The organism is Candidatus Cyrtobacter comes, assembly GCF_034470605.1.
GTDB classification, from domain to species: domain Bacteria; phylum Pseudomonadota; class Alphaproteobacteria; order Rickettsiales; family Midichloriaceae; genus Cyrtobacter; species Cyrtobacter comes.
In genome coordinates this window covers 1-22,403 of record NZ_JARGYT010000013.1, presented here as the reverse complement: position 1 = coordinate 22,403, position 22,403 = coordinate 1, and the positions used below count along the sequence as shown (strand labels likewise).

Below are 22,403 nucleotides of genomic sequence, written 5' to 3'. Positions count from 1 at the left end.
AGGGCAAAGATATGCAAAAGCTCATAGCAAATGCGGGCCATACCTTGCTTTATCTACCTCCATATTCTCCAAACCTCAATCCTATAGAGAAAAAATGGGTTCAAGCTAAACAAATACGACGCGCAAATCAATGCTCTATTGACGAACTATTTAACACATATATGACATGACATTTTATGACGGATTAGATATATATTGATGCTTTCGCAACAACTGGTTGGGAGTTTATTCCGAATGGTATTAGAGCCTGTTTGAATCCTGTTTGAAAGTTGATGAACAATAGCGTACAAAGAGGAAAACTTGGTTTGTATAGAAAGTATATCAATCATCTACTCTTTTTTTGAAACTACTTTGGTCCTTATTATTTCAAGGTGGTATCTAGTGTTGTTTCGCTCTATTATATTACCCCTTTCCTATAAAATTTTTTGGTAAGAACAGAGCTAAAGCCACTGTACTATTTTTTATATATCTTGTTGGCAGTGTTCGCTATAACTTTGATTCTTATTAAAGAACATAAGAATGGTTAGCATTACCAGCACATCTTCGTAGCGATGATTTTCCACAAAACTAATAGCTACCTATAATGAACACTACCCACTTGTTATAGCTAAGGCGTTTATAAAAAGAGTATTATTATTGAGGATAGTGGCCCTACTTTATCTACACTCTCATGCCGATTGAGAAAAAATGGGCTCATGCCAAACAAGGAGCCGCTCTAGTTATGATCTTTTAAGCAACTGATTAAACTTTTTATAACGCTTTAGCTATATAAAGTTTTTCGAAGGTTTTAGCATAACTCAGGCAATAATTCTCCACGATCCAATGCGCTAATAATCCATTTCTTTTTGATTCTATAAAATGCCACATCTCATCAAATTCTTGGATATCGTTTATAATTTTATTCAATCTCGATGAAACTCTCTTTATCCGGTTATAGGCTATCCCAAATAGCTTTGCTATAAATCCATACTAGGATTTGCCAATCAATAATATTACACTATCGATTTTTCATCTCGTAATATTTTGGTGTCGCACATATTGATAAATAGATAGTCTTGCATCTATACCTTTATTTCTTCATAACAGCTCCTGATATAATTAGATGATTCACAATTCTTGCACCGCGTAAGGTAGTAAATACCATTCGAGCGCTATATCTCTTCTAGTTAATACCCTCTTATTTATCAAAAATTAGTACAGCGGAGTCATAAGTTGTTCTCATTCTATATATCATATCCTTATATATGGAAGTTTGCCTATCATCATAAGTGATATACGGCTTGATCCTCTCTATTTTATCCTCAATGATAATATTGGTACCATCTTGTTTGCAGTTTCTATAAAGATTAAACCACGGACTTCTCAATGAGAAATTTAATTTATGTATATCCTTTGCATTGATGTCTAAAAACGTTCTCTTCTTTATATAGGTCCTAGGGTATCCTATAAACAAGTCTAGTACGCTATCGGATGGTGGGAACCCTGAGAAGAAGTAGTATAAAGAACTAGATGGTGGTTTTAATGCTACGGCATTACCAAGATTAGTTTTAAAAAAGGGGGTGTGTATCTTATACTCAAGTTCAAAATTTATATCTTCAACTATCCTCGATTTAAGTTCTGGAATTGAGTTAAAGATCTTATCCTCTTGATATATATACATTGGCTCAATGAGTTGATAAAATCGATCTTCTAAAGCTTGCTTAGAGTTATAAAGCCCCCTTGCCGCCACGTAGTTTGCTGCTTCATTTGTTAGACTGACTTTTACTCTTTTTCTCATCTCTTCTTCTCCGAGAATTGATATTGTCTCATCATGAATATTTTTAGTAGTCTTATAATTTGACATACCTATGAACCTATATGGGTTCTTAATTTTAGAATTAAGAACTAATGCATACCTATTTGCGATATCATCAAATATACCATCTGCATTACTAGTAATATTTGTCGGATCTATCCAATATTCCTTGCCTGTCTTGCTTTTTACATAAACAATTGCATGATTAAAATTTGCTAACCCAGGAAGAGGGTCATTATATTCATTTATTATCTCGCCCCTCTCAACTAATGCAATGCTAGCGTCAAGCCCAATTTTATTCAAAATAGCTACTGTTGAAGTAGCAAAATCTTTGCAATCACCATAATGAGTGTTAGATACTACGTCTAGATCTCTTGGAAAAAACCTTCCCTCTACCGTTTTCCAATCACCTAAATATTGTATATAGTTCTGCAGTTCTGAGGTTACAAGATTAATTTTTGCTGTGTCACTTTTTTCGTTTAATGCTAATTTAGCAATCTCTTGAAACTCTACTGGCAATTTTTGTTTTGCAACAGCGTTATATTTTTCCGATAGTAGTTTTGAGACCTCGTTCCATGAATTATAAGTGGATATGCTGACCCATGTGCTGTACTTTGAATTCAATGCCCCAGCAACTACATCATTTACAATAGATTCCGCGAAGGGTTTCGCTAATTTAATTTTGATGAATTTTTGATTTTTTTTATCTATTTTCAAAAACTTATTTGGGTTATTTTCCTTTATATAGAGTGGCTTTTTTGAATATATTTCAACATCTAAATCTTTCCACCAACGATTAGATCCAAACGAGATCAGGAAAGAATAGTGCCCTTTAACTGGGGCTGTACGACTAGAAAAAGTAGACTTTAAATAAACGCTAGCCCCCACCTCAGCCCGTGGAAATGGTATTGAAACCTGATATCTTTGGTCGAAACCATGCGCCTCACTAGCAAGTGGTTTTCTCTCTATTAAATTTTTATCAACTGAATACTTTTCTCCATTAACAATAGTATATGCATCTATTATATCCAACTCTTCATTTGCATTATAATACATCACATAGTGTGCAAAGATCTCCCTAGCACCCTCCCTTAATAAGTTGATTTTTTGAGTTTTCTCTATTCTATAACTTCCATCTTCATCTATATTTAGTATATGTTTATATTCTTCATACTCAATCTCCATATCATCTCTTGTGGCCCATCTAGCAAAAAGAGAGTTACTAAAAAGGCCGAAAATTATGGAAAAAAGTATAAGGAATCTCATATGAAGCACAGCGAATGGCTAATGTGCAAATTATACCATATTATGTACACGCCTCAAGTATATATCTTACATATATTTATGGATTGTTAATCGTTGCTAGATATGATGGTAACAAGTTATTATATTGCCAATTAAATAATGAGAATAAAATTTAAGCATTGTAGTTTTCGATTATGTGTTAAGAACTGGATATATGACGATAAACAAAAGTATAAGTAAAATAGGTGATGCTAGAATAAAATATGAGAAACGTGTGACTAAATTGGTACTTAGAAATATAAAGGTTGCTTAGTGGAAATGCTTTATTAAGGCATTATTTAGCTAAATTTAACAGAAAAACTAAATGCTACTCCAAGGCATGATCTATACTATTCAATAAATTAGTCGAGTCTAAAAGACAATCTATCTTTTATTACAACCCTATATTTTATTCATCTCTTTTAAAACTAGATTCCTTCTTTAGCATTTTTTCTCAATACTAAAAAGTAGCAGTTATGGATAGCTATTAATTTAAGTTTGGTGGAAAGTCATCGCTACAAAGATGTGCTGGTAATGCTAACCATTCTTATGTTCTTTAATAAGGATCAAAGTGTATATCTATCTGCCTAGAAAATAATACCCAAGCATTGAGCTTTCAATGCTATAATTGCAGGTAGTCCTATCATCAGGAGCTTTTTTAACAAATATTTATAGCGGATATTCGGTGAATATAGATCATGTTTTCCCAAAACTTATCTAATATACAGCATATGTTTCGGACTTAGATCACTTTTTACTAAGTTATCCAACAGCATAACCTTAATTTGATGTATTATAGATATAAACGCCATTCAAAAAACATGCGGCCTCAAGTCACAAGCTCTGCTCCATCTCCATGCGCTCTATTTACTTTTTTTGTACCATTAATGCTATCATTTTGTGAAGAGCCAGGTACAGAAGTTGAATCACCAATATCTACCTTAGTATCTTTCATTCCAACTCTTATCTTCTCGCCTCTTATTAAACTCTTAATTTCATCACCAGAAATCACTTCATATTCAAGTAATGCATTGGCAATAGCCTCAAGAGCCACAATATTTTCTGTTAAAATCCTCCTTGCCTCTTCATATCCATTTGATAGTATTTTTCTTGTTTCAGAATCAATACGCTTTGCAAGTTCATCAGATATAATATTAGATCCAAAATGCCCTTGAGAATCATCTATAAAGACAGGCCCAATATCATCGCTTAAACCCCACCTTGTTACCATAGCCCTTGCGGTTGATGTTGCTACTTTTAGATCGTTACTTGCGCCGGTAGTAATTTTATTTTTACCAAAAATAAGTTCTTCGGCAACCCTTCCACCCATTGCAACAGATATATGAGATCTAAGAGCTTCATCTGAGGCGAGTAACACATCCCTCTCAGGTAGCATGAGTGTGACACCCAATGCTCCCTTGCTAGTAGGAATGATAGTGGCTTTTTCAGGCTTATCTGCGGCGGCAGTAAGCATTGCAACAAGCGCGTGCCCGCCTTCATGGTAGGCTATAATTTTCTTTTCTTCGTCACTGATAGCTAAAGATCTCCTCTCGCTTCCTATAATTACCTTATCCTTTGCGAAAGCTAGATCACTCATCGTAACTAAATTTTGGTTATGTCTAGCTGCATTTAAAGCCGCCTCATTAATTAAATTTTTTAACTCTGCGCCAGAGAAACCTGGTGTACCTCTAGCTATATTATTTAGCTTCACATCTGGTGAGAATGGTATATCCCTTGAATGTACATATAATATCCTCTCTCTACCATTAACATCTGGTAACGGTATTATAACCTGCCTATCAAACCTACCAGGCCTTAGTAGTGCTTTATCTAACACCTCAGCCCTGTTTGTGGCGGCGAGTACTATTACATTGCTATTATCAGAAAAACCATCCATTTCTACCAAAAGCTGATTTAAAGTTTGCTCACGTTCATCATTCCCTAAATTAAAACCTGAGCCACCGGCCCTTTGCCTACCCACTGCATCAATCTCATCTATAAACAGTATGCATGGTGCATGTTTTTTTGCTTGAGTGAACATATCCCTCACTCTACTAGCCCCAACCCCAACAAACATCTCGACAAAATCAGATCCGGATATACTCAAAAACGGAACAGAAGCTTCTCCAGCTATTGCCTTTGCGAGCAAAGTTTTCCCATTACCAGGTGGGCCAACTAGCAAGCAACCTCTAGGTATTCTGCCACCTAATTTCATGAATTTTTCTGGGTTTTTCAGGTAATCTACTATCTCGCCTAATTCCGCCTTAGCTTCATCTATACCGGCTACATCTTTAAATGTGACTTTTTTATCATCTTTTGAAAGTAGTCTAGCCTTAGATTTGCCAAAATCCATTGCCCTACCACCACCAGATTGAACCCCTTTCATAAAATACACCCATACCCCTATCAGTAACAGCATAGGGAACCAAGAAAGGAGCATAGAAAGTAAGTATGAAAGAGAGCTTTCTGCAGGTACTATTTCTATTAAGGCGCCATGATTTCTTAGCTTATCGATAAGGTTTGGATATATAGTTGGAGAAAGTGTCGAGAATTTTCTACCATCAGAAAGTTCTCCTTCAACTATATCTCCCCTTAAGTTTGCAGATCTTATATTTCCAGAATCTACATAATCTAAAAATTCGGAAAATTTGATTCTTTTTGAAGAGCCCTCAGTGCCACCCATAATGTCATAAAATATGAACATGGCGCCCGCAATAACAAGCCATAGAAAAAGATTATTCTTCCCGCCTAGATTTTTCATTAAGTAATCAATAGCAATAATGAGGCGTATATATTACCATAATTATCACCTAAATCCACATAGTTGTTTAAGTTAATGCGTTGTAGGTGCTCTTGACTATATTGGTTATTGTTTTATATAAATTGGTATATCTTGTAAAAGAAGGAGATAGGTTCCTAATTAACGTATAAAGAGAGAAGTCTTAGATAAAAATTTCCCGAAGGTTGATAACCTAGCATAGCAAAATGGTGCTAGCAATGAGATATTTCAAGAACCAATATGAGGGGCTATCTAATATTTGTTATTAAAAATCATATTTCAATAAATTATTATTTATGTGCGGCGGCTATTAATATTTATGATTGCTGGCCTTTCATGGATGCGGTAATAATATTGTATACTGAATGATCTATATTTAAGGCATTGGTTTAAAATTGTATTATAAAAGGCCGCAAAACATACGCCTTTTCTTAAGATTGCTATAGAAATTAACGATACGTAATTTTAATACCTCTAATACCTCTAATACCTCTAATACCTCTAATACTTTAAGATGTTTGAATGATTCGCATATACCTCAAAATTTCTAAGTTCTATTTGATAAAGTCTCTAATTATATGGTTTTTGGGTATTAAATAATCCTCAGCACCTTATTATGTCATTAAAGTTCTTGCTATGTTCCGTATAAATTGAGAGCAGCATGTCTAATTTTGGCATATCATTCTCTTCTATGATTCTATCAGCCTCCATTGTGATATGCTCAATAAGGTGCAGGTGCTCATAAAGTTTAAATGCTTTAAATTCTATTTCTCCACTTTGCTCAAAGCCTATGAGCCTTCCGCTTCCCCTATTTTGCATATCTAGTTTAGCAAGCTCAAATCCATCTGTACTCTTTTCCAAAAACTTTAACCTTTCTACTGAAGAAATAGAACAAGAAGAGTCGTAAATAAGTATACAGGTTGATTGTAAATCACTCCTTCCTACCCGCCCACGTAATTGATGTAATTGTGCAAGGCCAAATCTTTCAGCATTTTCTATAACCATGACGGTTGCATTTTTTACATCTACGCCAATTTCTATCACTGTTGTTGAGACAAGTATGTTTATACTATCATCATTCATGAAGCTTTCCATCACAGCATCCTTATCCTTGCTATGCATTCTGCCGTGCAAAAAGTTAACATGGTGCTTAAATATATTTTTCAACTCATTGAACCTTAGCTCGGCACTACTTGCTTTAATAATCTCCGATTCTTCTATCAATGGGCATACCCAATATATCTTTTCTCCACGATCAATAACATTTTTTAAGTTTTTAATTATTGCATCGATTTTTTTTGAAGATACGGCAATGGTATTTATCTTTTTTCTTCCGCAAGGCAGAGTGATAATTTGCGATACATCTATATCTTTATGAAGTGTCATATTTAGTGTTCTTGGTATTGGTGTTGCTGAGACTAAAAGTACATCTTGGCTGGCAGATTGAGCTATTAAGCTAACCCTTTGATTGACTCCAAATCTGTGTTGCTCATCTATTATTACAAGGCCGAGGTTTTTAAATGAGGCGTTTAATAATGCATGAGTACCGATAATTATATTTGGCTCAACTGAAGCCACGGATTCAAGCGCCATATCTTTTTCTTTTTTTTTCATAGCACTTACTAATAATGTAACTTTGATACCAAGGCTGTTTAAATAATTTTGCGCATTATTAAAATGTTGCTTGGCCAATATTTCAGTGGGAACCATAATGGCAACTTGCATGCCGGCTTCTATACAGTTCAAGGCTGCTGCAAACATAATAATGGTTTTTCCAGAACCTACGTCGCCTTGTAAAAGTCTAAACATAAACTTTGCGCTACCTTGATCTGCCGATATTTCGCTCAGTGTTTTTTCTTGATCCGCCGTTAATTTAAAAGGTAAATTTTTTATAAATTTCTCTGTTATCTTTCCTGTAAAAGAAAGGGTATTTTTTTTAATGGTGGTGGATTTGGCGATCCTAGTTAAAAGTCTTTCGCATAAAACTTCTTCAAATGCGATTCTTTCTTTTGCCTTACTGATTAATTGGAAATCTATGCTATTTTGGGGGTTGTGAATAAGTTGCATGGATTTATGCCAGTGTAATTGATCTTGTAACCCTGGAAAATTTGGAAGTTGCATAACTAGTTTTCTCATTATATTTGATATTGCCCTTGAAGTAAGTTTAGGGTGCGATTTATAAATTGGCTCTATAATTGCAACATCCTTAAAGTTTTTAGATACAATATCTGGGTGATGGATTTGTAGGTCTCCATATTTATCAAGTATTACTCTTCCGCTAACAAAAACCTCGTTTCCTTGCTTAAAAAGCTCTTTTACATCTAGTGTTTTGGAATTAAAATATACCAGAGAGATATAAGCGCTTCCATCATAACATAGTATTTTAAGAGGTGATCTGCCTGTTTTTATTTCATGAATTGTCAGGTGAAATGTACATATAGCATTATTGGTTGCTTCATTAACCTTTAAGATTCTGGTTCTATCTATGAAGCGGATTGGCATATAGAAAAGTAAATCTCTTATATTCTTACATCCAATGCTATTTAAAAGCTTAGCTCTGAATGGTCCTACTCCTTTGACGTAGATGACGGGTGTATCTAGATATTTTTTTATGAAAAAGGACATTATGTCTACAAATTAAATGCCAATTGGTGTGAATTATAGATAAATGATGGGTTAAAGTACAACGTTCTGGTGGCTTGAGATAAATATTGTGCCTAAGATAATTGGTTTTGTTTTTGCAAATCTATGTGGTGGAAGTTTTTTTTAAAAAAGTATAAAAACAAATCATCAAAAAGAGCAATATCTGCGTTACCACCTAGGTTTTTGACTGATGTAATATAATCAGGGTTGAGCCCACATGGGTTTATTAGTTTAAAGGGTGTTAAATCATTTAGGATGTTAACGGCTATACCATGATATACCACTGTTTTTTTTACCTTTAGTCCTATTGATGCTATCTTATATGGGGATGGGTTTTTGGTCCATATTCCTATCTCATTCTTATTATAATATGATTCAATGCCAAGCCCTTCAAGGGCGGATATCACGCATTCTGATAACCTCTTCACAAATAATTTGATATCAGGGGGTGTTGATATGTTTTTTAGGTCAATAACAAAATAGATTATTCTTTGTCCCGGTCCATGATATGTAACTTTACCACCTCTTTCTGTATGTATGAAATTTAAATTCAGAGCTTTTAGTTGTTCGGTCTCAAGTTGCGTGGTAGATACCCCGCAGGTGTAGATGCTTTTATGTTCCAAAAGCCATATGAGTTGTTTTACATGACCATGCATCAACCCATCCACTCTTCTAAGCATGGCCTCATAGGAGGTTCCGTAAGAGAACGGTTTGCGTGAAACAACTACTTCAACGAACACTAACCTAAGAGGCTACTAAGAGATTATAAAGGCAGAAACTAAGAACCTTGCTTTGCTTTGAATCTAGGGTTTGTTTTGCATATAACAAGAGTCACACCCTTTCTTCTAATTAGCTTACAATCCTTATGCCTTTTTTTTCTTGATTTTAAAGAAGATACAACTTGCATCGCAAATAAAGCATAAAAAAGAGCGTGCTAGGCTAACCTATAAGCCGCTATTGGTCAAGATACTAATCTCTTTCCAGGCGTAAAAAGTTCAAATGTTATAAAAACAATTTTGGAGGTATAGGCAGAAGCCTTTATACCCTATAACATTTATCTATTATTGACTTAATAAATAAATTTGCGGCTCTTTTATAATGTTGAATTTTAACAGCAAGGTAACAACTTTATTAGCTTTGATTCTTTTTGCATATATGCTATACACGGAACATTATGGAAAATCTGATATCCCATCGGATACATATGAGTGGGGTGGTATGTCTAATAATAAGAAGCTTAATGCAAAGTATAAGGTGGAGTTTCCAAGGGATAAGGATCGTCTTGAATATAATCCACTTGAGAAGATTTTATTTTTCTTTTATGGAGATAAGATAAAATAAGTATATGTATAGATAAAATAAATTTATAAGAAGATGGCTAATATACACTCTTTCATAGAGTTTTTTGTGAAGAAAAGAACCGCGGTGTTCTTCTTATTAATTCTCTCTACAATTCAAGGTTTATTTTCATATATCAATATATCAAAAGAGAGCAATCCTGATGTTAAGATACCATTTATACATGTCATAGCAACTCATAGAGGTATTTCGCCAGATGATGCTAAGCGGATTATTCTAAAGCCAATGGAAAATTCCTTAAAATCTATCAACGGGCTAAAGAAGATGCAATCTTATGCCAAACAGGGGGCGGCAAGTATTATATTAGAATTTCATGCTGGGCTTAATGAGGATAAGGCATTGGAAGATGTTAGAAATAAGATTAGTGATATTAAGGGTAAGTTGCCAAAGGAAACTGATGAACCTTTGATAAGGCAGATAGATTTAAGTCTGCAGCCGGTACTTAGTGTTGTTTTAAGTGGTGATTTACCAGAGCGGACCTTGCTTGAGATTGCAAGAAAATTGAGGGATAAGGTGGAGTCTCTGAGCGGTGTTCTGAATGTAGCGATAATTGGGGAAAAGAAGGACTCGCTGGAAGTTATAATTGATCCTGAGGACTTAAAGAATTATGGTATATCAACACAGGATTTATCACGTATTATCTCTTATAATAATGTGTTAGTAGCCGCAGGAACCTTAAGAAATAACGGTGCTGAGTTCCAGATAAATATACCAAGTTTAATTAAGAATTTCTCAGAGCTTTCTGCTATTCCTATAAAAGCCAGTAAAAACGGTGTTATCACTCTTGGTGATGTAGCTAGTATCAGGAGATCTTATGAGGATGTGCAAAATATAGCTAGGGTCAACGGAAAATCTGCTGTAGTTCTTGATATTTCTAAAAGGGTAGGGGCTAATATTATAGAGACCGTTCAGGAGGTCAAAAGTGTAATACAAGAAGACGCTAACCTCTTACCGTCCAATCTTAATTTAATATTTTTTGGGGATGAATCTCAAAATATTAAAGATATGGTTTTAGAGCTAGAAAATGGCCTTATATTAGCTGGCCTGTTGGTTATGATAATCATCATGCTTACAATAGGTTCCAAACCAGCGCTCCTTGTTTCAATTTCAATACCTACATCATTTTTATGTGGAATATTAGTGATAAGTTCTATGGGGTATACGCTAAATATGGTGGTACTTTTTGGCCTTATATTAACAGTTGGAATGATAGTAGATGATGCAATAGTGGTTAGTGAATATGCTGACAGAAAGATGGTTGAAGGGGCAGCGCCAAGAGAGGCGTTTATAGAGGCTGCTGCTAGGATGTTTTGGCCAATAGTTAGCTCAACGGCAGTAAAACTAATAGTATTTTTACCACTTCTGTTCTGGCCTGGAATAGTTGGGCAATTTATGAAGTTTTTGCCAATAACCGTGATCATAATATTAACAAATTCATTGTTGTTTGCTTTACTTTTTCAGCCATCCATTGGTTCTATGATGAAGCCATATAAAATAAATGAGGGAAAGGCTGAGTTATTAAAGGCTTCAGATAATGTGGATATAACAAAGATGAGGGGGATGCTAAAAAGATATGTGAATGCATTGAGTGCAATCCTTGATCATCCGAAGAAGTTTTTATTTTGTTCACTTGCGGTATTAATTTTAATTCCTACTACTTTTTTTATGTTAGGAATGGGTTCGGAGTTCTTTCCGAATGTTGAGCCATCTTCTGCGATTATTACAATTGAAAGTAGTGGGAATTTATCTATTTATCAAAAAGATAAATTATTACAAGAGGTTGAGAAGAGGTTGTTTGATATAGAGGATGTGAAGGTTTTTTATACCAAAAGTGGTAAGTTTGGCTCTGAAAAAAGTGGCGCAAGTGATAATACAATTGCAATACTTAATATAGAGTTTAAAGATTGGAAAATTAGAAGAAAATCAGCTGAGATATTTGATGATATACGCGCTAGAATTTCCGATATGAAGGGAATAAAATATCAAATATTAAAGGAGCAGAAGGGGCCAGGGGGATCAAAACCAATAGAGATTAATCTTAGTTCTAGCGATTATGAATTTTTAAGTTCATATGCTAAAAAGCTTGAGGCTCAGCTTGATGGTATAGAGGGGCTTAGATATATAGAGAGTTCTTTGTCGTTACCATCCGTAGAGTGGAATATTATTTTTGATAGGCAAAAAGCGGCGATGTATCAAGTTGATATAAATTCTCTTGGTAATACTGTTCAGCTTGTTACAAATGGCTTAAAGATATCTTCTTATATGCCATACGATATGGATGATGAGGTTGCTGTATATCTTAGAGTGCCACAAGAAAAGAGAACCTTATCTACATTGGAAAATTTATTTATAGTAAAATATGATGGGACGAGCGTGCCTTTAACATCTGTGGCAAGGATAGAGCCAAAACCTGAAGTTAAGAATATATATAGTGTTGATAAAAAGATAACGATTTCTATAAAATCTGATGTTATGCCAGGTATTGTAGCAGATAAAAAGCTACAAGAGATAAAAGGTCTTATAAATTCTGGCTTACCAAAAAATATAAGCGTTAGTTATGAAGGGGATGATAAAGATCAGAAGGAATCAGGTGTCTTTTTAATGAAGGCATTCTTAGTGGCGATAATCATGATGTTTGTGGTTATGTTATTACAATTTAATAGCGTTTATCATTCGCTTGTAATAATGAGCGCTGTCTTTTTATCTACAATTGGTGTGTTGCTGGGCCTGATAATATCATTGCAGCCGTTTGGGGTTGTTATGTGTGGAATAGGAATAATAGCTTTGGCGGGTATAGTATTAAATAATAACATAATATTTGTTGATACATATCAGCATCTTAGAAGAGAGGGTGTGGATGTTAAGGATGCACTTTTAATGACTGGTGCGCAAAGAGTACGGCCAATTTTGCTAACTGCTTCAACGGCAATACTTGGTCTTTTACCAATGGTCATTGGGCTTAGTATAGATTTCTTTAATTTTGAGATATTATATGATGCTCCTTCAAGTCAATGGTGGAGGCAGCTTTCTGCTTCTATATCAGGTGGGCTTGCATTTGCAACATTACTCACGCTACTTTTTACTCCGTGCTTGTTGCTATTAGGGAGTCGGTTTGAAAATGTTAGACTTGCTAAATGATATCAAAAGCATAATAATTTAAAAAGAAAAGTTATATTTATATATATGACTTTTCTTAAATTTAGACAAAACAAGCTGAATTTTATTTTTAAAATAGGTATATAGCTAAAGAGTCATAAAATAATACTTTCCTTATAAATACTTTAATTATAGTTATTTAAGTTGAATTAGCATAAGCTGTAATGCAAGAAGTATTATTAAGTATACCACCTCAAATAAAACCGCTATATCATTGAGTTAGGCTCAATAAGATTACTTTTTATGTAATCATTTTATACTGCTTCAGCTATACTTGAGTTGAATTAGCATAACAAAACTAATAAGCTGCAATATGTGCGGTATCATCTATCACCTCAAATAAAACAGCTATATAGTATATCTTTACTTGCCACACGCAATTACTATGCTGTTTTATATATCTTTTTATACTATAAGATATAACTAGGCCGGCGTTGTATATTATGAAAATTGTAACATGCTGATTTAGATAGATTAAATCCAAACCAATCTTAATGCCAGCATAAGCTAGCCAAGAATCCATATACAACGCTCATATGGTTATATATTTTTTATTTATATATTTTCCGATTTTACTAACTCCATGAGAGTTATACCTATTTTATCATCTACTAGAACTATCTCGCCCCTTGCAATTAATCTATCGCTTACATAAAGATCAACCGGTTCACCAACCTTCTTATCAAGCTCAACAAGAGAGCCCTTTGTAAGTTTTAATACTTGGTTAAGTCTCATTTCAGTCTTGCCAAGTACAACAGAAACTTTAAGAGGTACATCATAAACCGCATGAAGGTCCAGCTCCTTTGATTCAGTCTTATTACTTGACGCGTTTTTAGCAAAATCCTGCATAATATAAATTCTATTTTTAACAGATTAAGAAGTATGTAAAAAAGATTTCATTTCTGCAACAAAAGATTTAACATTGTAGGTGGCATAATGAAATTAATCTTCATTTAAAGGGGATGATTATGTGATGTATCAAATAATATACAATACAATGTAGATTTCAAAATAAGCTTAAAGCAGTAAAGCTATGTTCCGAGGTTGAGATGAAAGATAGTGGCATAATATGTTATTTGAGTTATTGCATATAGAGATAACATTGGTTGTATTTTAATATCACGGCAGATGAAATGTTAAATAGTCTACCTTTAATAAGCAGAGCCTATATTAGAGCAACATATCATAAATAATTTCATCATTTAATACTTGTGTTATTTGAGTATAGATGTTACCTATCTTGCGATCTTTGGAAGGATGGCCGAGTGGTCGAAGGCGCACGCCTGGAAAGTGTGTTTACCCTTTAAAAGGTAACAAGGGTTCGAATCCCTTTCCTTCCGCCATTGGATAAGATGTATCTTGATAAATTTTAGTAGCGGATCCCTGTTTGTAGCCAGGCTTATCTTGCCTTATATTGTATGGTGTGAGATAAATTCGCTATATTTTATATGTACTTTACTGAGTGCTTAGCTTTTTTTATTGGATTACCTTAATAGTATTATCGAATTTGGTGTTCTTGCCATTTTCTAGGATATTCCTCCTTCTTTTTACAATAAGGGTTTCGTTCTCGCGATACAGCATCGGTAGTCAATTGCTTAATCTGAGTTTAATGTCTCTATTATATAGTTTTATAAGTGGTTCAGAGGTGCTTTGTGATTATACTTCAAGCTTACTTTTGTATGTAGCTTTAATGCTGAAGGAGAATTTCTTAAAAAACAATAAGTTACTTAAACGAATAGTTTCAATTGATAAATTAAATCCGTTATTTTTATTTATACTCTTATTGATTATATATTATACAAGGATTTTGCTTACCTATGGATTTTACGGGGATTTTTACATGATAATGAAACTTTGTTGTATTTTTGGTGTTACAGTCACTTTATTTTATCTAGTGATTAATAAAGGTTTTTATGAGAAGCAAGAGAGATAGAGCGAAGGATTTTACAAGAAGATCGTTTATATCAATTGCGCTCAAGACAACATTGTTTGGTGTTTTAGCATCCAGATTTGGGTTTTTACAAATTTTAGATTCGGAAAAATATTCCCTTCTTGCGCAAAATAATAGTGTAAGGCTGGTTGTTATACCGCCATTTAGAGCAAACATATTAGATAATACTGGCAAAATACTGGCAAAAGATGATGAATTTTATGCTATTGCAATAAAGAGTGATTCTAATACTAAAGATTTAAGTGCAATGCTTGCGAAAATCTATGATGAAAAAATTACTCTTGAAAAGCGCTATAATGTTTTTCTTGATGATGGAAGGCTTAATAATAGCTCATATTATATATTGCTTAAACCTCTAACGATAGAAGAAATAGCCGCAATAGAAGTGAGTTTTGATAGCGATATTCAAATAGTAAGAATAAGATCTAGGAGATATTACTATCCAAGTAGCACGGCGCATTTAACTGGATATATTTCTAAAATAAATGATAAATTAGTTGCGGGAAAATCTGGTGTTGAATTTTTATTTAATAATGAATTAGTAGGTGAGGCTGGTCTTAATAAATATGAAGTTAATGCGAAGGGCAAAATAATAAGAGAGCTTGAGCAAAGTAGCCCTACGTATGGTAATGATATAATACTTTCCATAGATGCTAATCTTCAAGAAATTATGCATTATCATTTGCATGACAAATCATCTGCATGTGTTGTTTTAGATGCTTCGAATGCAAAGGTACTCGCTCTTTATTCATCACCATCTTTTGATCAGAATATATTCACAACCGGTATTAGTAGATATGAATGGGATAGTCTAAATTCTAATTATGCTTTTTTGAATAGAGTTATATCGTCTAATTACCCACCAGCCTCTATATTTAAAATAGTTACAGCGCTTGCAATATTGCAAAGTGGCATCTCGCAATCTAAAAAAGTTTTTTGTTCAGGCGTACATACGGTTGGTAATAGAGTCATAAAGTGCTGGAAAAAGTCTGGTCATGGGTTTGTAGATTTAAAGACGGCTATCGCGACTTCGTGTAATGTATATTTTTATATAAATGGAATTGAAGCAGGTATAGATAGGATATCTTTTTGTGCGCAAGAGTTAGGATTTGGTGCAATAACAGAAGTAGAGCTGCCTGGTGAAGTGAGCGGTCTAGTGCCTACTAAGAGTTGGAAGTTTAAGAAATTACATGAGAAGTGGATGATTGGAGATACGGTAAATGTAGCAATCGGGCAGGGATATTTACTTGCAACCCCAATACAAATGGCAACGGCTTTATTAAGGTTGTTCTCATGCGAAAAAATATCTCCTTCTATTCTCAAGGATTCTAGTGTGAAGCGTGATGAGCTTAAAATCAAAAAAGAGCATATTAACATAGTAAAAGATGCATTAAAAATGGCCTTTATATTAAAGGGTGGCGTATGTAGTAAGCATAGAGAAACATTTGGTCCTGTTTCCGGCATTATGGGAAAAACGGGTACAGCGCAAACTGCGACCCTTATAGCAAAAAAGAATGATAATAGTCTTTTTGGTGGTGTATGTACTTATAATCACAAATCATACTGTATTTTAACAATGATAGAAGGGGGTGGATGGGGTTCTGGTGCCGCGCTTCCAATATCGGGAAATATAATAAATTCATACTTATTTTCCTAAGCTACTTATCACCATATATACGTATGGAATTGTATATTTTGTCCTTTAGCCTTTTATATATTCTGAGATGGAGCTAATTAATAATTGTGATGTGCTTTATCTATAAAGGCCACACTATAGTTTATTTACTGCAACTGTATTTTATCTCATTTTAGCAGTTTCCCAAAGACAGCCACTTAATTAGTTTTGGTGTATTTTTTCACATATAAGATCAATTATATTACAGTATAATTATATTATATTGCAATACTATGCCCCCAGTGCTATACTGGTGCGACGTGATGCCTGGGTAGCATTTGTTTTTTATGGTGGAAAATGTCGCGTGATATTCTTAGAGAGATTATTGATTGTGTGGTAGCTGAGATTAACGATGAAGAATGCAAGCATTGTTCTGTTGGTAATACTGATAACGGCTCTCAGAATGATGTGAGGACTGATAACGGCTCTCAGAATGTTGATACTAGTGTCAATCCTCAACCTAGTAATGATGGCCCCAATGATGCTCATATTTGTGAGGCTAAGTCAGAACTTTGTTATATTGCAAAGTTTATCAAGCTATACAAATCTGCGTATGAAGTAAATCATAATTGTACTGCAAATTTGTATAAAGAATTTTATTTCTCCAGAATGGACTTTGTTAAGAGCATGGATAAAGAGCTGTTACCTGATTATGTTCGTAAGAATTTTGTACAATATAGTTCGTTAGATGCAGCATTCCCAAAGTATGCTAGCGATGAATGTATTAAAGAAATTCAAGAATCGCTGAATATGCAAACTGCCAGTATTAAGCAGGATCTAATTATATACAATATAGAATCCATTTGTGATCATTATGGTGCGGTTGCATTATGTAATAATGAATTAGAGTTGTTATGTGTTAAGGAGGATAAGTTTGATAATTGGATAAAATCATCTTTTGAGAATTACTGTGAAGTTTGACTATGGATTATAGGCAATTTGGTGATTTTTGTCTACATTGCCGTTTTAGTCTTGTTGTGAGTGTTGTGATTATTTTTTTATAAGTTAAATTTTTATGAGTGCAGAAAATCAAAAAGCTAATGCTGAGGTATATACCAAGCTACTAAAGGATTTTACCTCAGCGTCCTATGCGAAAAAAGATAGTAGTAATGTGGATGCGGCAAGGTTATATCAGATTAAGTTTAAGGAGATATCTGATACAATTGCTGATAAAAAGAATGGGCTTTCATGGAGTGAGTTTTTATCCTTCCAGGGAGAGTATGGTAGAACGGCGCTGCATGTTGCTTTTGATAATTGTAATTGTGAATTTATCAAAGAGGCGGTGCAACATGTTAAGATAGGAGATCTTGAGAAGGTATTTTCTATTAAAACTGTATCTGGTTTGACTCCGCTTTCAAAGGTGCTGAACGCTGGTACTGGTAAGGAGCAGCTTGAGGCTCTTACTAAAATTCTAGGTTCTTTTGAAGGTATTGATGGAGCGAAGCTTGCTTTGCTAAAGAGTGTTGATTCTTATGGTTTTAGTCTTCTGCATCATCTAGCCTTCTTGGATACCTATACGGATATACATGGAATGCTTGCTGAGATAAAAAAAGCTGTTGGTGATGATGGATTTAAAAAGATATTGTTTTTAAATTCTAATGAGAGTGGAATAACGGCGCTTCATGTGGCTGTGCTTGAGAATAAAACTGGATTGCTAGATGAGATTTTTTCAACGAACTCTTCTATGGACTTAAAAAATTCTGCTTTAGCAAGTCAAACAAAGGATGGGTTAACAATTCTGGATTTAGCTGTTAAATCCGAGGAATCAAAAGTTGTGTTATCAATACTGAAAGGTTTGGATAGTAATACCGATCTTGAGAATATATTTAAAAAAGAATCTTTAAATGAATCTTTTATTAAAAGGCTGTTTTTTCATAAGGATTTTCAAGACATATTTAATCAGCTTGATAACAAGGTCAATGTACAAAATAGCATTGTAAAATTAATTGCTAGTGATGTGCTTTCTGCAAAATTTTTGCAGTCTTTACAACAAACGGAGAGTGCTAAATTTGAAAACTTAAAGACTAAAGTAGGCTCATTTTACAAATCAATAGATAAAAATGATGGTTTAAAAAAGGCTTTTTTTGACAATATAAAAATAATTTATACAGATGGGCCTGGGTTGTTCAGTGCTCTTAAGATTAAATGTAATGTATTTGGTAACGAACTTATTGAAGAGGTTGTATTTAAGCGTTTTGACCCATATATAAATGGGGGCACTGTAAGGGGTAAGCTCATAGAGGGAATGAAAAAGAATGTATCAGAGATTGATAGCTATGTTACTAGTAAGAATATCAATGAATTCATTCTAGAGCAGTTTGTTAAACCTCTTCATCAGCTCATTGCAGTATACTCTGGAATTGGCTTTGCTGATAAGGACTCTTTTGAGCTCTTTGAAAAGAAGCATAATAGCTTCAAGGATGCTCTAATAAATGTTATTGCAGATGTATCAACAAAACTAGATCAATACTTTAAAAACAAAATTGATAAATTAGCTGTTGATGATTTTGCCAAGTTTAAAGGTGAGCTTATTATGTATGTGGCTGATATTAATAAATGTATAAAGCACTTTAAAATTCTAGAGAAATTTGATCGAGATGAGATCAATGATAAATTGAAGAAGGAGTATGGATTCCTCAATTTAGAATTAGATCGCTACTTTAATGGGTATAATAAGGGAGTTGACGATGTGACTAAGGGGATACTTGGTTCAACCAAGGAAAATATAGCAAAAATCATGAAACATGTAGTGGATAAAGTAGTGAGTTATGGCGATAATATCAGTATTAAAATTAGCGCATTAGCTACTGATGATAAGCTTCATGATAATCTTGCTGCTTATATGGGGGGCATTTTAGAGCTGACAAAGTTAGAGAGCGGTATTTTTAATGATATTAAAGAGCATTATAAAGTGGAGGGTTTTATATCATCTGTGGATAAGGCTCATACTGATGTTCGTAAGTTGGTTGTTGGTGCAATAAAGGAAAAGAGTTATGAACATTTTAATTCTTTCATTAAGGAAAATATTATCGATTCCACAAATTCCGAAAGTGTTCTTAAAGTACAGGATGCAGATGCATTAAACAAGAAGCATAAAGAATATACAGATCTTCTTGCTAAATATGATGGTATTATAGCTGATGTAGATAGTAATACTACGAAAATTGGTAACGCCAAGAGCTTTAAAGAAGAATTGGTTGTTGGTGATAGGATAAAATTGGCTATTAATGATGCGGCTACAAAGATTGTATCTACGTACTGTCCTGAGAATTATGGTAATTATAAGGAGCGCTTGAGTAGTAATGGTATAAAGCAAACGACTGATGATACAAAGAAAACGGATCAATTTAAGGAAAATCTTGGAAAGGCTATAAAATGTAAAAGTGAAATAGAGAAGCTTAGAGAGGATAAAGTATTCCTCGGTACGAGTTACGCGCATGAACAAATGGTGAAGGCTGAGAAGATTATTCAGTTTAATGCCTCTACTGGTGAAAATGATGTTTGTACTTCTTTGAAACTTTTAAATGAATTTCAAAAAGCGAGTCAGATTGCGTTATATGCTGATAGTTATGGTAAGGCTGGGAAGGATTTGAGCGCTCAAATGCTAGAGAAGCTGAAGGCTATTTCATTTTTAATATGTTACAAACCTAATGCGGCTCAGGAAGATGTTATGGGTTTTGGTGATGTAAAATTCAATGTTACAAACGCCCCATATTCTGCCGATTTGATTGGGTCGTTATTTAATAGCAATTGTGGAGCAGAGGGTTTTCTGGCCAAATTCTGGAATAATAGTACGGTAGATAGTATAAAAGGTCGCCCGTTACAGCTGCTCTCTTATATAACTTCATTGAATAATACTGTGTTTAGCGATGAGCCTGGGAAGAGTATGTTGAAACAAGAGTTGGTGAAATATAAAGAATCTTTGATTGATAAGTCTTGCGAGCTTCTTGGTCTTTCTAAAGATTCAAAAGATGTAGGGTGTAATCAATATAGCGTTTCAGTATTTATGCAAAAAGCTCTTATAGATATGGGGCCTGTATGCCCTGATTCTAAGGCTCTATTTATTGAAAATGGTAAGGTGAATTTCAATTGGTTATTCCATGTACTTGTACATACTGAGAATGGGCCTGTAACAAATATTTCAATGTTTGATTTGAAATTTGATGATTTTGCGATGAGTTTGAAGAGGGTTGTAGATAAGTTTGTAAAAGAAAATTTAGATTCTGGTATTAATCCTTTTACAGGGGCAAAAATCTTAGAAAATGATACTAACAGCTCTACGACAACCTTCAATTATGAGTTCTTAATGAAGGGGTTATGGCTTCATTATGCTGATAAATTGAAATGCGGTATTATTACAAGCGATAATCTAAAAAACGATACTAGTAATGAAGGTGTGTATCAGAATTTATGTAAAACTGTTTCTGTTATAGTTTCCAGTGTTCGTGAGGGTTACAGCAGCGTCAGTAGGTTTGGAAAATTGAATATGTATAATGCTCCCAAGGTTCCTTATATAAGTGGTTATACAGATTTTACATGTAATAATACTCCTGATTCTTTGAAACTTAAAGATCTTTACTATTTCTTCAAGGGTGAATTTGCTGAGTCTTCTTCAGGTATTGGGCTCAAGACTTTGTGGTTTGATGATCTTGAGAATATTGTGAAAAAGATCAATGATAAGCATGTTTTTGTTAAAAGTGTCGGTACTGAAAGGGGTGCTGATAAAGTGGTAGTAGAGGGTTCAGGTAATTATGTGCAGCTTGAAGTGTACCACATTAAGAGCGATATAGTTGTAAATAGTAGTAAGGTTTTAGGAAATGGGGAAGATAGTCTTGATTCTCATTTGGAAGATACTAATGATACTAATGTAGGTGTACTTAAGAGTTGGCTATGTCATAGTGTCATAGATAATTCTTTCGAGGGTTGTTTGGGTTTGTTATGATTCGAGTTTGCTAAAATGAGCTTATCCTTTTCCTGCTCATTTTTATATATCGGGTGATATTTTGGTAATTCGCTCCTCGTGCTTTTTGCACCTGGGGCGAGTTTTCTATACAGAGCTATATGCATAGGTGGTTATCTTACGCATCAAGGCTAACAAATAACGGTAGTGTATGGATAGCTATTAATTTAAGTTTGATGAAAGAAAGACATCGCTACAAATATAGATTTCAATGCTAAATTGCCGAAGATTTAGCAAATGTCAGGAAATGCTGCGTTCAATCATTCTGATATATTTTAATAAGGGTCCAAGTGTATATCTATAGCGAACACTACCCAAATAACCATCTACAATATAACAAGTTTTATGGCGCTATCTTAATTTATTGTATAGCTAAAGCGTTATAAAATTGCATAATGTTTAGAACCAGTAAACTTTTTGACAAATTTTCATCATAATTTTTGCCAATTCTATAAAATCCTTAGCCGAAGAAGTGGTGATTTCGTAATCTTTAGATAATCTTCTAAAGTTATCAAACCAATGAGCTCCTCCACTGCTGAACCTTAAAGCCCCATTATCTGATTTAATTATAGTAAGCAAATATCCTCTAATTTGCGTATTGAAGAATTTAACTAAAGCATCGCAAGATGACTAATATGAGCTCTAATCCACCTCTTAGCCAAGAATTTCTCTATTGGCTTCAAATCATGTGAATAAGGAGGTAAAAAACCAACAGATTCAATAAGATCTTTTCCGAGATTTATGGAAGGAAGCATTATCCATAATAACTACCTGACCAGATTTAAGCTCATTAATTAAGAA

At 34.0% G+C, this 22,403-nt stretch carries 12 protein-coding genes, 1 tRNA gene and 2 pseudogenes; 7 read left to right on the top strand and 8 right to left on the bottom strand.

Annotation, left to right across the window (positions count from 1 at the left end; all coding sequences use genetic code 11):
- Window positions 1–11: 11 nt before the first annotated feature.
- Window positions 12–134: pseudogene (locus Cyrtocomes_RS06105) on the top strand (transposase); the annotation flags it as partial.
- A 1,043-nt stretch (window positions 135–1,177) separates the two neighbouring features.
- Here Cyrtocomes_RS06105 and Cyrtocomes_RS01655 read toward each other — a convergent pair.
- The 5 genes from Cyrtocomes_RS01655 to ykgO form a co-directional block, all read right to left on the bottom strand.
- Complete coding sequence (locus tag Cyrtocomes_RS01655) at window positions 1,178–3,061, bottom strand: DUF3857 domain-containing protein (RefSeq protein WP_322497475.1); 1,884 nt, start codon at window positions 3,059–3,061, stop codon at window positions 1,178–1,180.
- Between the two features lie 847 nt (window positions 3,062–3,908).
- Window positions 3,909–5,840 (bottom strand): ATP-dependent zinc metalloprotease FtsH, encoded by a 1,932-nt coding sequence (ftsH, locus tag Cyrtocomes_RS01650; protein ID WP_410519690.1) that lies wholly within the window; start codon window positions 5,838–5,840, stop codon window positions 3,909–3,911.
- A gap of 621 nt (window positions 5,841–6,461) precedes the next feature.
- Window positions 6,462–8,483, bottom strand: a complete 2,022-nt coding sequence (locus Cyrtocomes_RS01645) for an ATP-dependent DNA helicase RecG (RefSeq protein WP_322497474.1) — start codon at window positions 8,481–8,483, stop codon at window positions 6,462–6,464.
- A gap of 92 nt (window positions 8,484–8,575) precedes the next feature.
- Window positions 8,576–9,241, bottom strand: coding sequence for a lipoyl(octanoyl) transferase LipB (gene lipB, locus Cyrtocomes_RS01640; RefSeq protein WP_322497473.1), 666 nt, complete (start codon window positions 9,239–9,241; stop codon window positions 8,576–8,578).
- Between the two features lie 38 nt (window positions 9,242–9,279).
- A complete protein-coding gene (ykgO, locus tag Cyrtocomes_RS01635) occupies window positions 9,280–9,408 on the bottom strand; it encodes a type B 50S ribosomal protein L36 (protein WP_322497472.1) in 129 nt (42 codons plus the stop codon).
- Between the two features lie 191 nt (window positions 9,409–9,599).
- On the opposite strand from ykgO, the gene Cyrtocomes_RS01630 reads away from it, so the two are divergent.
- On the top strand, window positions 9,600–9,842 hold the full coding sequence (locus Cyrtocomes_RS01630) for a hypothetical protein (protein ID WP_322497471.1): 243 nt from the start codon (window positions 9,600–9,602) through the stop codon (window positions 9,840–9,842).
- Window positions 9,843–9,875: 33 nt separating this feature from the next.
- Entirely contained in the window at window positions 9,876–12,998 is a 3,123-nt protein-coding gene (locus Cyrtocomes_RS01625) for an efflux RND transporter permease subunit (RefSeq protein WP_322497470.1), read from the top strand.
- Between the two features lie 573 nt (window positions 12,999–13,571).
- On the opposite strand, the gene fliN is transcribed toward Cyrtocomes_RS01625, so the two are convergent.
- The gene (gene fliN, locus Cyrtocomes_RS01620; protein ID WP_322497469.1) at window positions 13,572–13,865 is read right to left on the bottom strand and encodes a flagellar motor switch protein FliN; all 294 of its coding nucleotides are present in this window, start codon (window positions 13,863–13,865) and stop codon (window positions 13,572–13,574) included.
- Between the two features lie 402 nt (window positions 13,866–14,267).
- Between fliN and Cyrtocomes_RS01615 the strand changes: the two genes are divergently transcribed.
- The 4 genes from Cyrtocomes_RS01615 to Cyrtocomes_RS01600 all read left to right on the top strand — a co-directional run bounded on the left by Cyrtocomes_RS01615 (window position 14,268) and on the right by Cyrtocomes_RS01600 (window position 21,584).
- A tRNA-Ser gene (locus Cyrtocomes_RS01615) sits at window positions 14,268–14,359 on the top strand.
- A 570-nt stretch (window positions 14,360–14,929) separates the two neighbouring features.
- Window positions 14,930–16,624, top strand: a complete 1,695-nt coding sequence (mrdA, locus tag Cyrtocomes_RS01610) for a penicillin-binding protein 2 (RefSeq protein ID WP_322497468.1) — start codon at window positions 14,930–14,932, stop codon at window positions 16,622–16,624.
- Window positions 16,625–16,939: 315 nt separating this feature from the next.
- Window positions 16,940–17,563: a hypothetical protein gene (locus Cyrtocomes_RS01605; RefSeq protein ID WP_322497467.1), complete on the top strand. Its 624-nt coding sequence runs from the start codon at window positions 16,940–16,942 to the stop codon at window positions 17,561–17,563.
- Window positions 17,564–17,657: 94 nt separating this feature from the next.
- Complete coding sequence (locus tag Cyrtocomes_RS01600; protein WP_322497466.1) at window positions 17,658–21,584, top strand: hypothetical protein; 3,927 nt, start codon at window positions 17,658–17,660, stop codon at window positions 21,582–21,584.
- Between the two features lie 417 nt (window positions 21,585–22,001).
- Here Cyrtocomes_RS01600 and Cyrtocomes_RS01595 read toward each other — a convergent pair whose 3' ends face one another.
- Both Cyrtocomes_RS01595 and Cyrtocomes_RS01590 read right to left on the bottom strand, forming a co-directional pair.
- Complete coding sequence (locus Cyrtocomes_RS01595; protein ID WP_322497465.1) at window positions 22,002–22,181, bottom strand: hypothetical protein; 180 nt, start codon at window positions 22,179–22,181, stop codon at window positions 22,002–22,004.
- Between the two features lie 83 nt (window positions 22,182–22,264).
- Window positions 22,265–22,403 (bottom strand): annotated as a pseudogene (locus tag Cyrtocomes_RS01590) (transposase); the annotation flags it as partial.

Excerpts from the sequence above, each read along its gene's own strand:
- Cyrtocomes_RS01655 (WP_322497475.1), bottom strand. The coding sequence starts at position 3,061 with ATGAGATTCCTTATACTTTTTTCCATAATTTTCGGCCTTTTTAGTAAC.
- ftsH (WP_410519690.1), bottom strand. The coding sequence starts at position 5,840 with ATGAAAAATCTAGGCGGGAAGAATAATCTTTTTCTATGGCTTGTTATT.
- Cyrtocomes_RS01645 (WP_322497474.1), bottom strand. The coding sequence starts at position 8,483 with ATGTCCTTTTTCATAAAAAAATATCTAGATACACCCGTCATCTACGTC.
- ykgO (WP_322497472.1), bottom strand. The coding sequence starts at position 9,408 with ATGCAAGTTGTATCTTCTTTAAAATCAAGAAAAAAAAGGCATAAGGAT.
- Cyrtocomes_RS01630 (WP_322497471.1), top strand. The coding sequence starts at position 9,600 with ATGTTGAATTTTAACAGCAAGGTAACAACTTTATTAGCTTTGATTCTT.
- Cyrtocomes_RS01625 (WP_322497470.1), top strand. The coding sequence starts at position 9,876 with ATGGCTAATATACACTCTTTCATAGAGTTTTTTGTGAAGAAAAGAACC.
- fliN (WP_322497469.1), bottom strand. The coding sequence starts at position 13,865 with ATGCAGGATTTTGCTAAAAACGCGTCAAGTAATAAGACTGAATCAAAG.
- mrdA (WP_322497468.1), top strand. The coding sequence starts at position 14,930 with ATGAGAAGCAAGAGAGATAGAGCGAAGGATTTTACAAGAAGATCGTTT.
- Cyrtocomes_RS01605 (WP_322497467.1), top strand. The coding sequence starts at position 16,940 with ATGTCGCGTGATATTCTTAGAGAGATTATTGATTGTGTGGTAGCTGAG.
- Cyrtocomes_RS01600 (WP_322497466.1), top strand. The coding sequence starts at position 17,658 with ATGAGTGCAGAAAATCAAAAAGCTAATGCTGAGGTATATACCAAGCTA.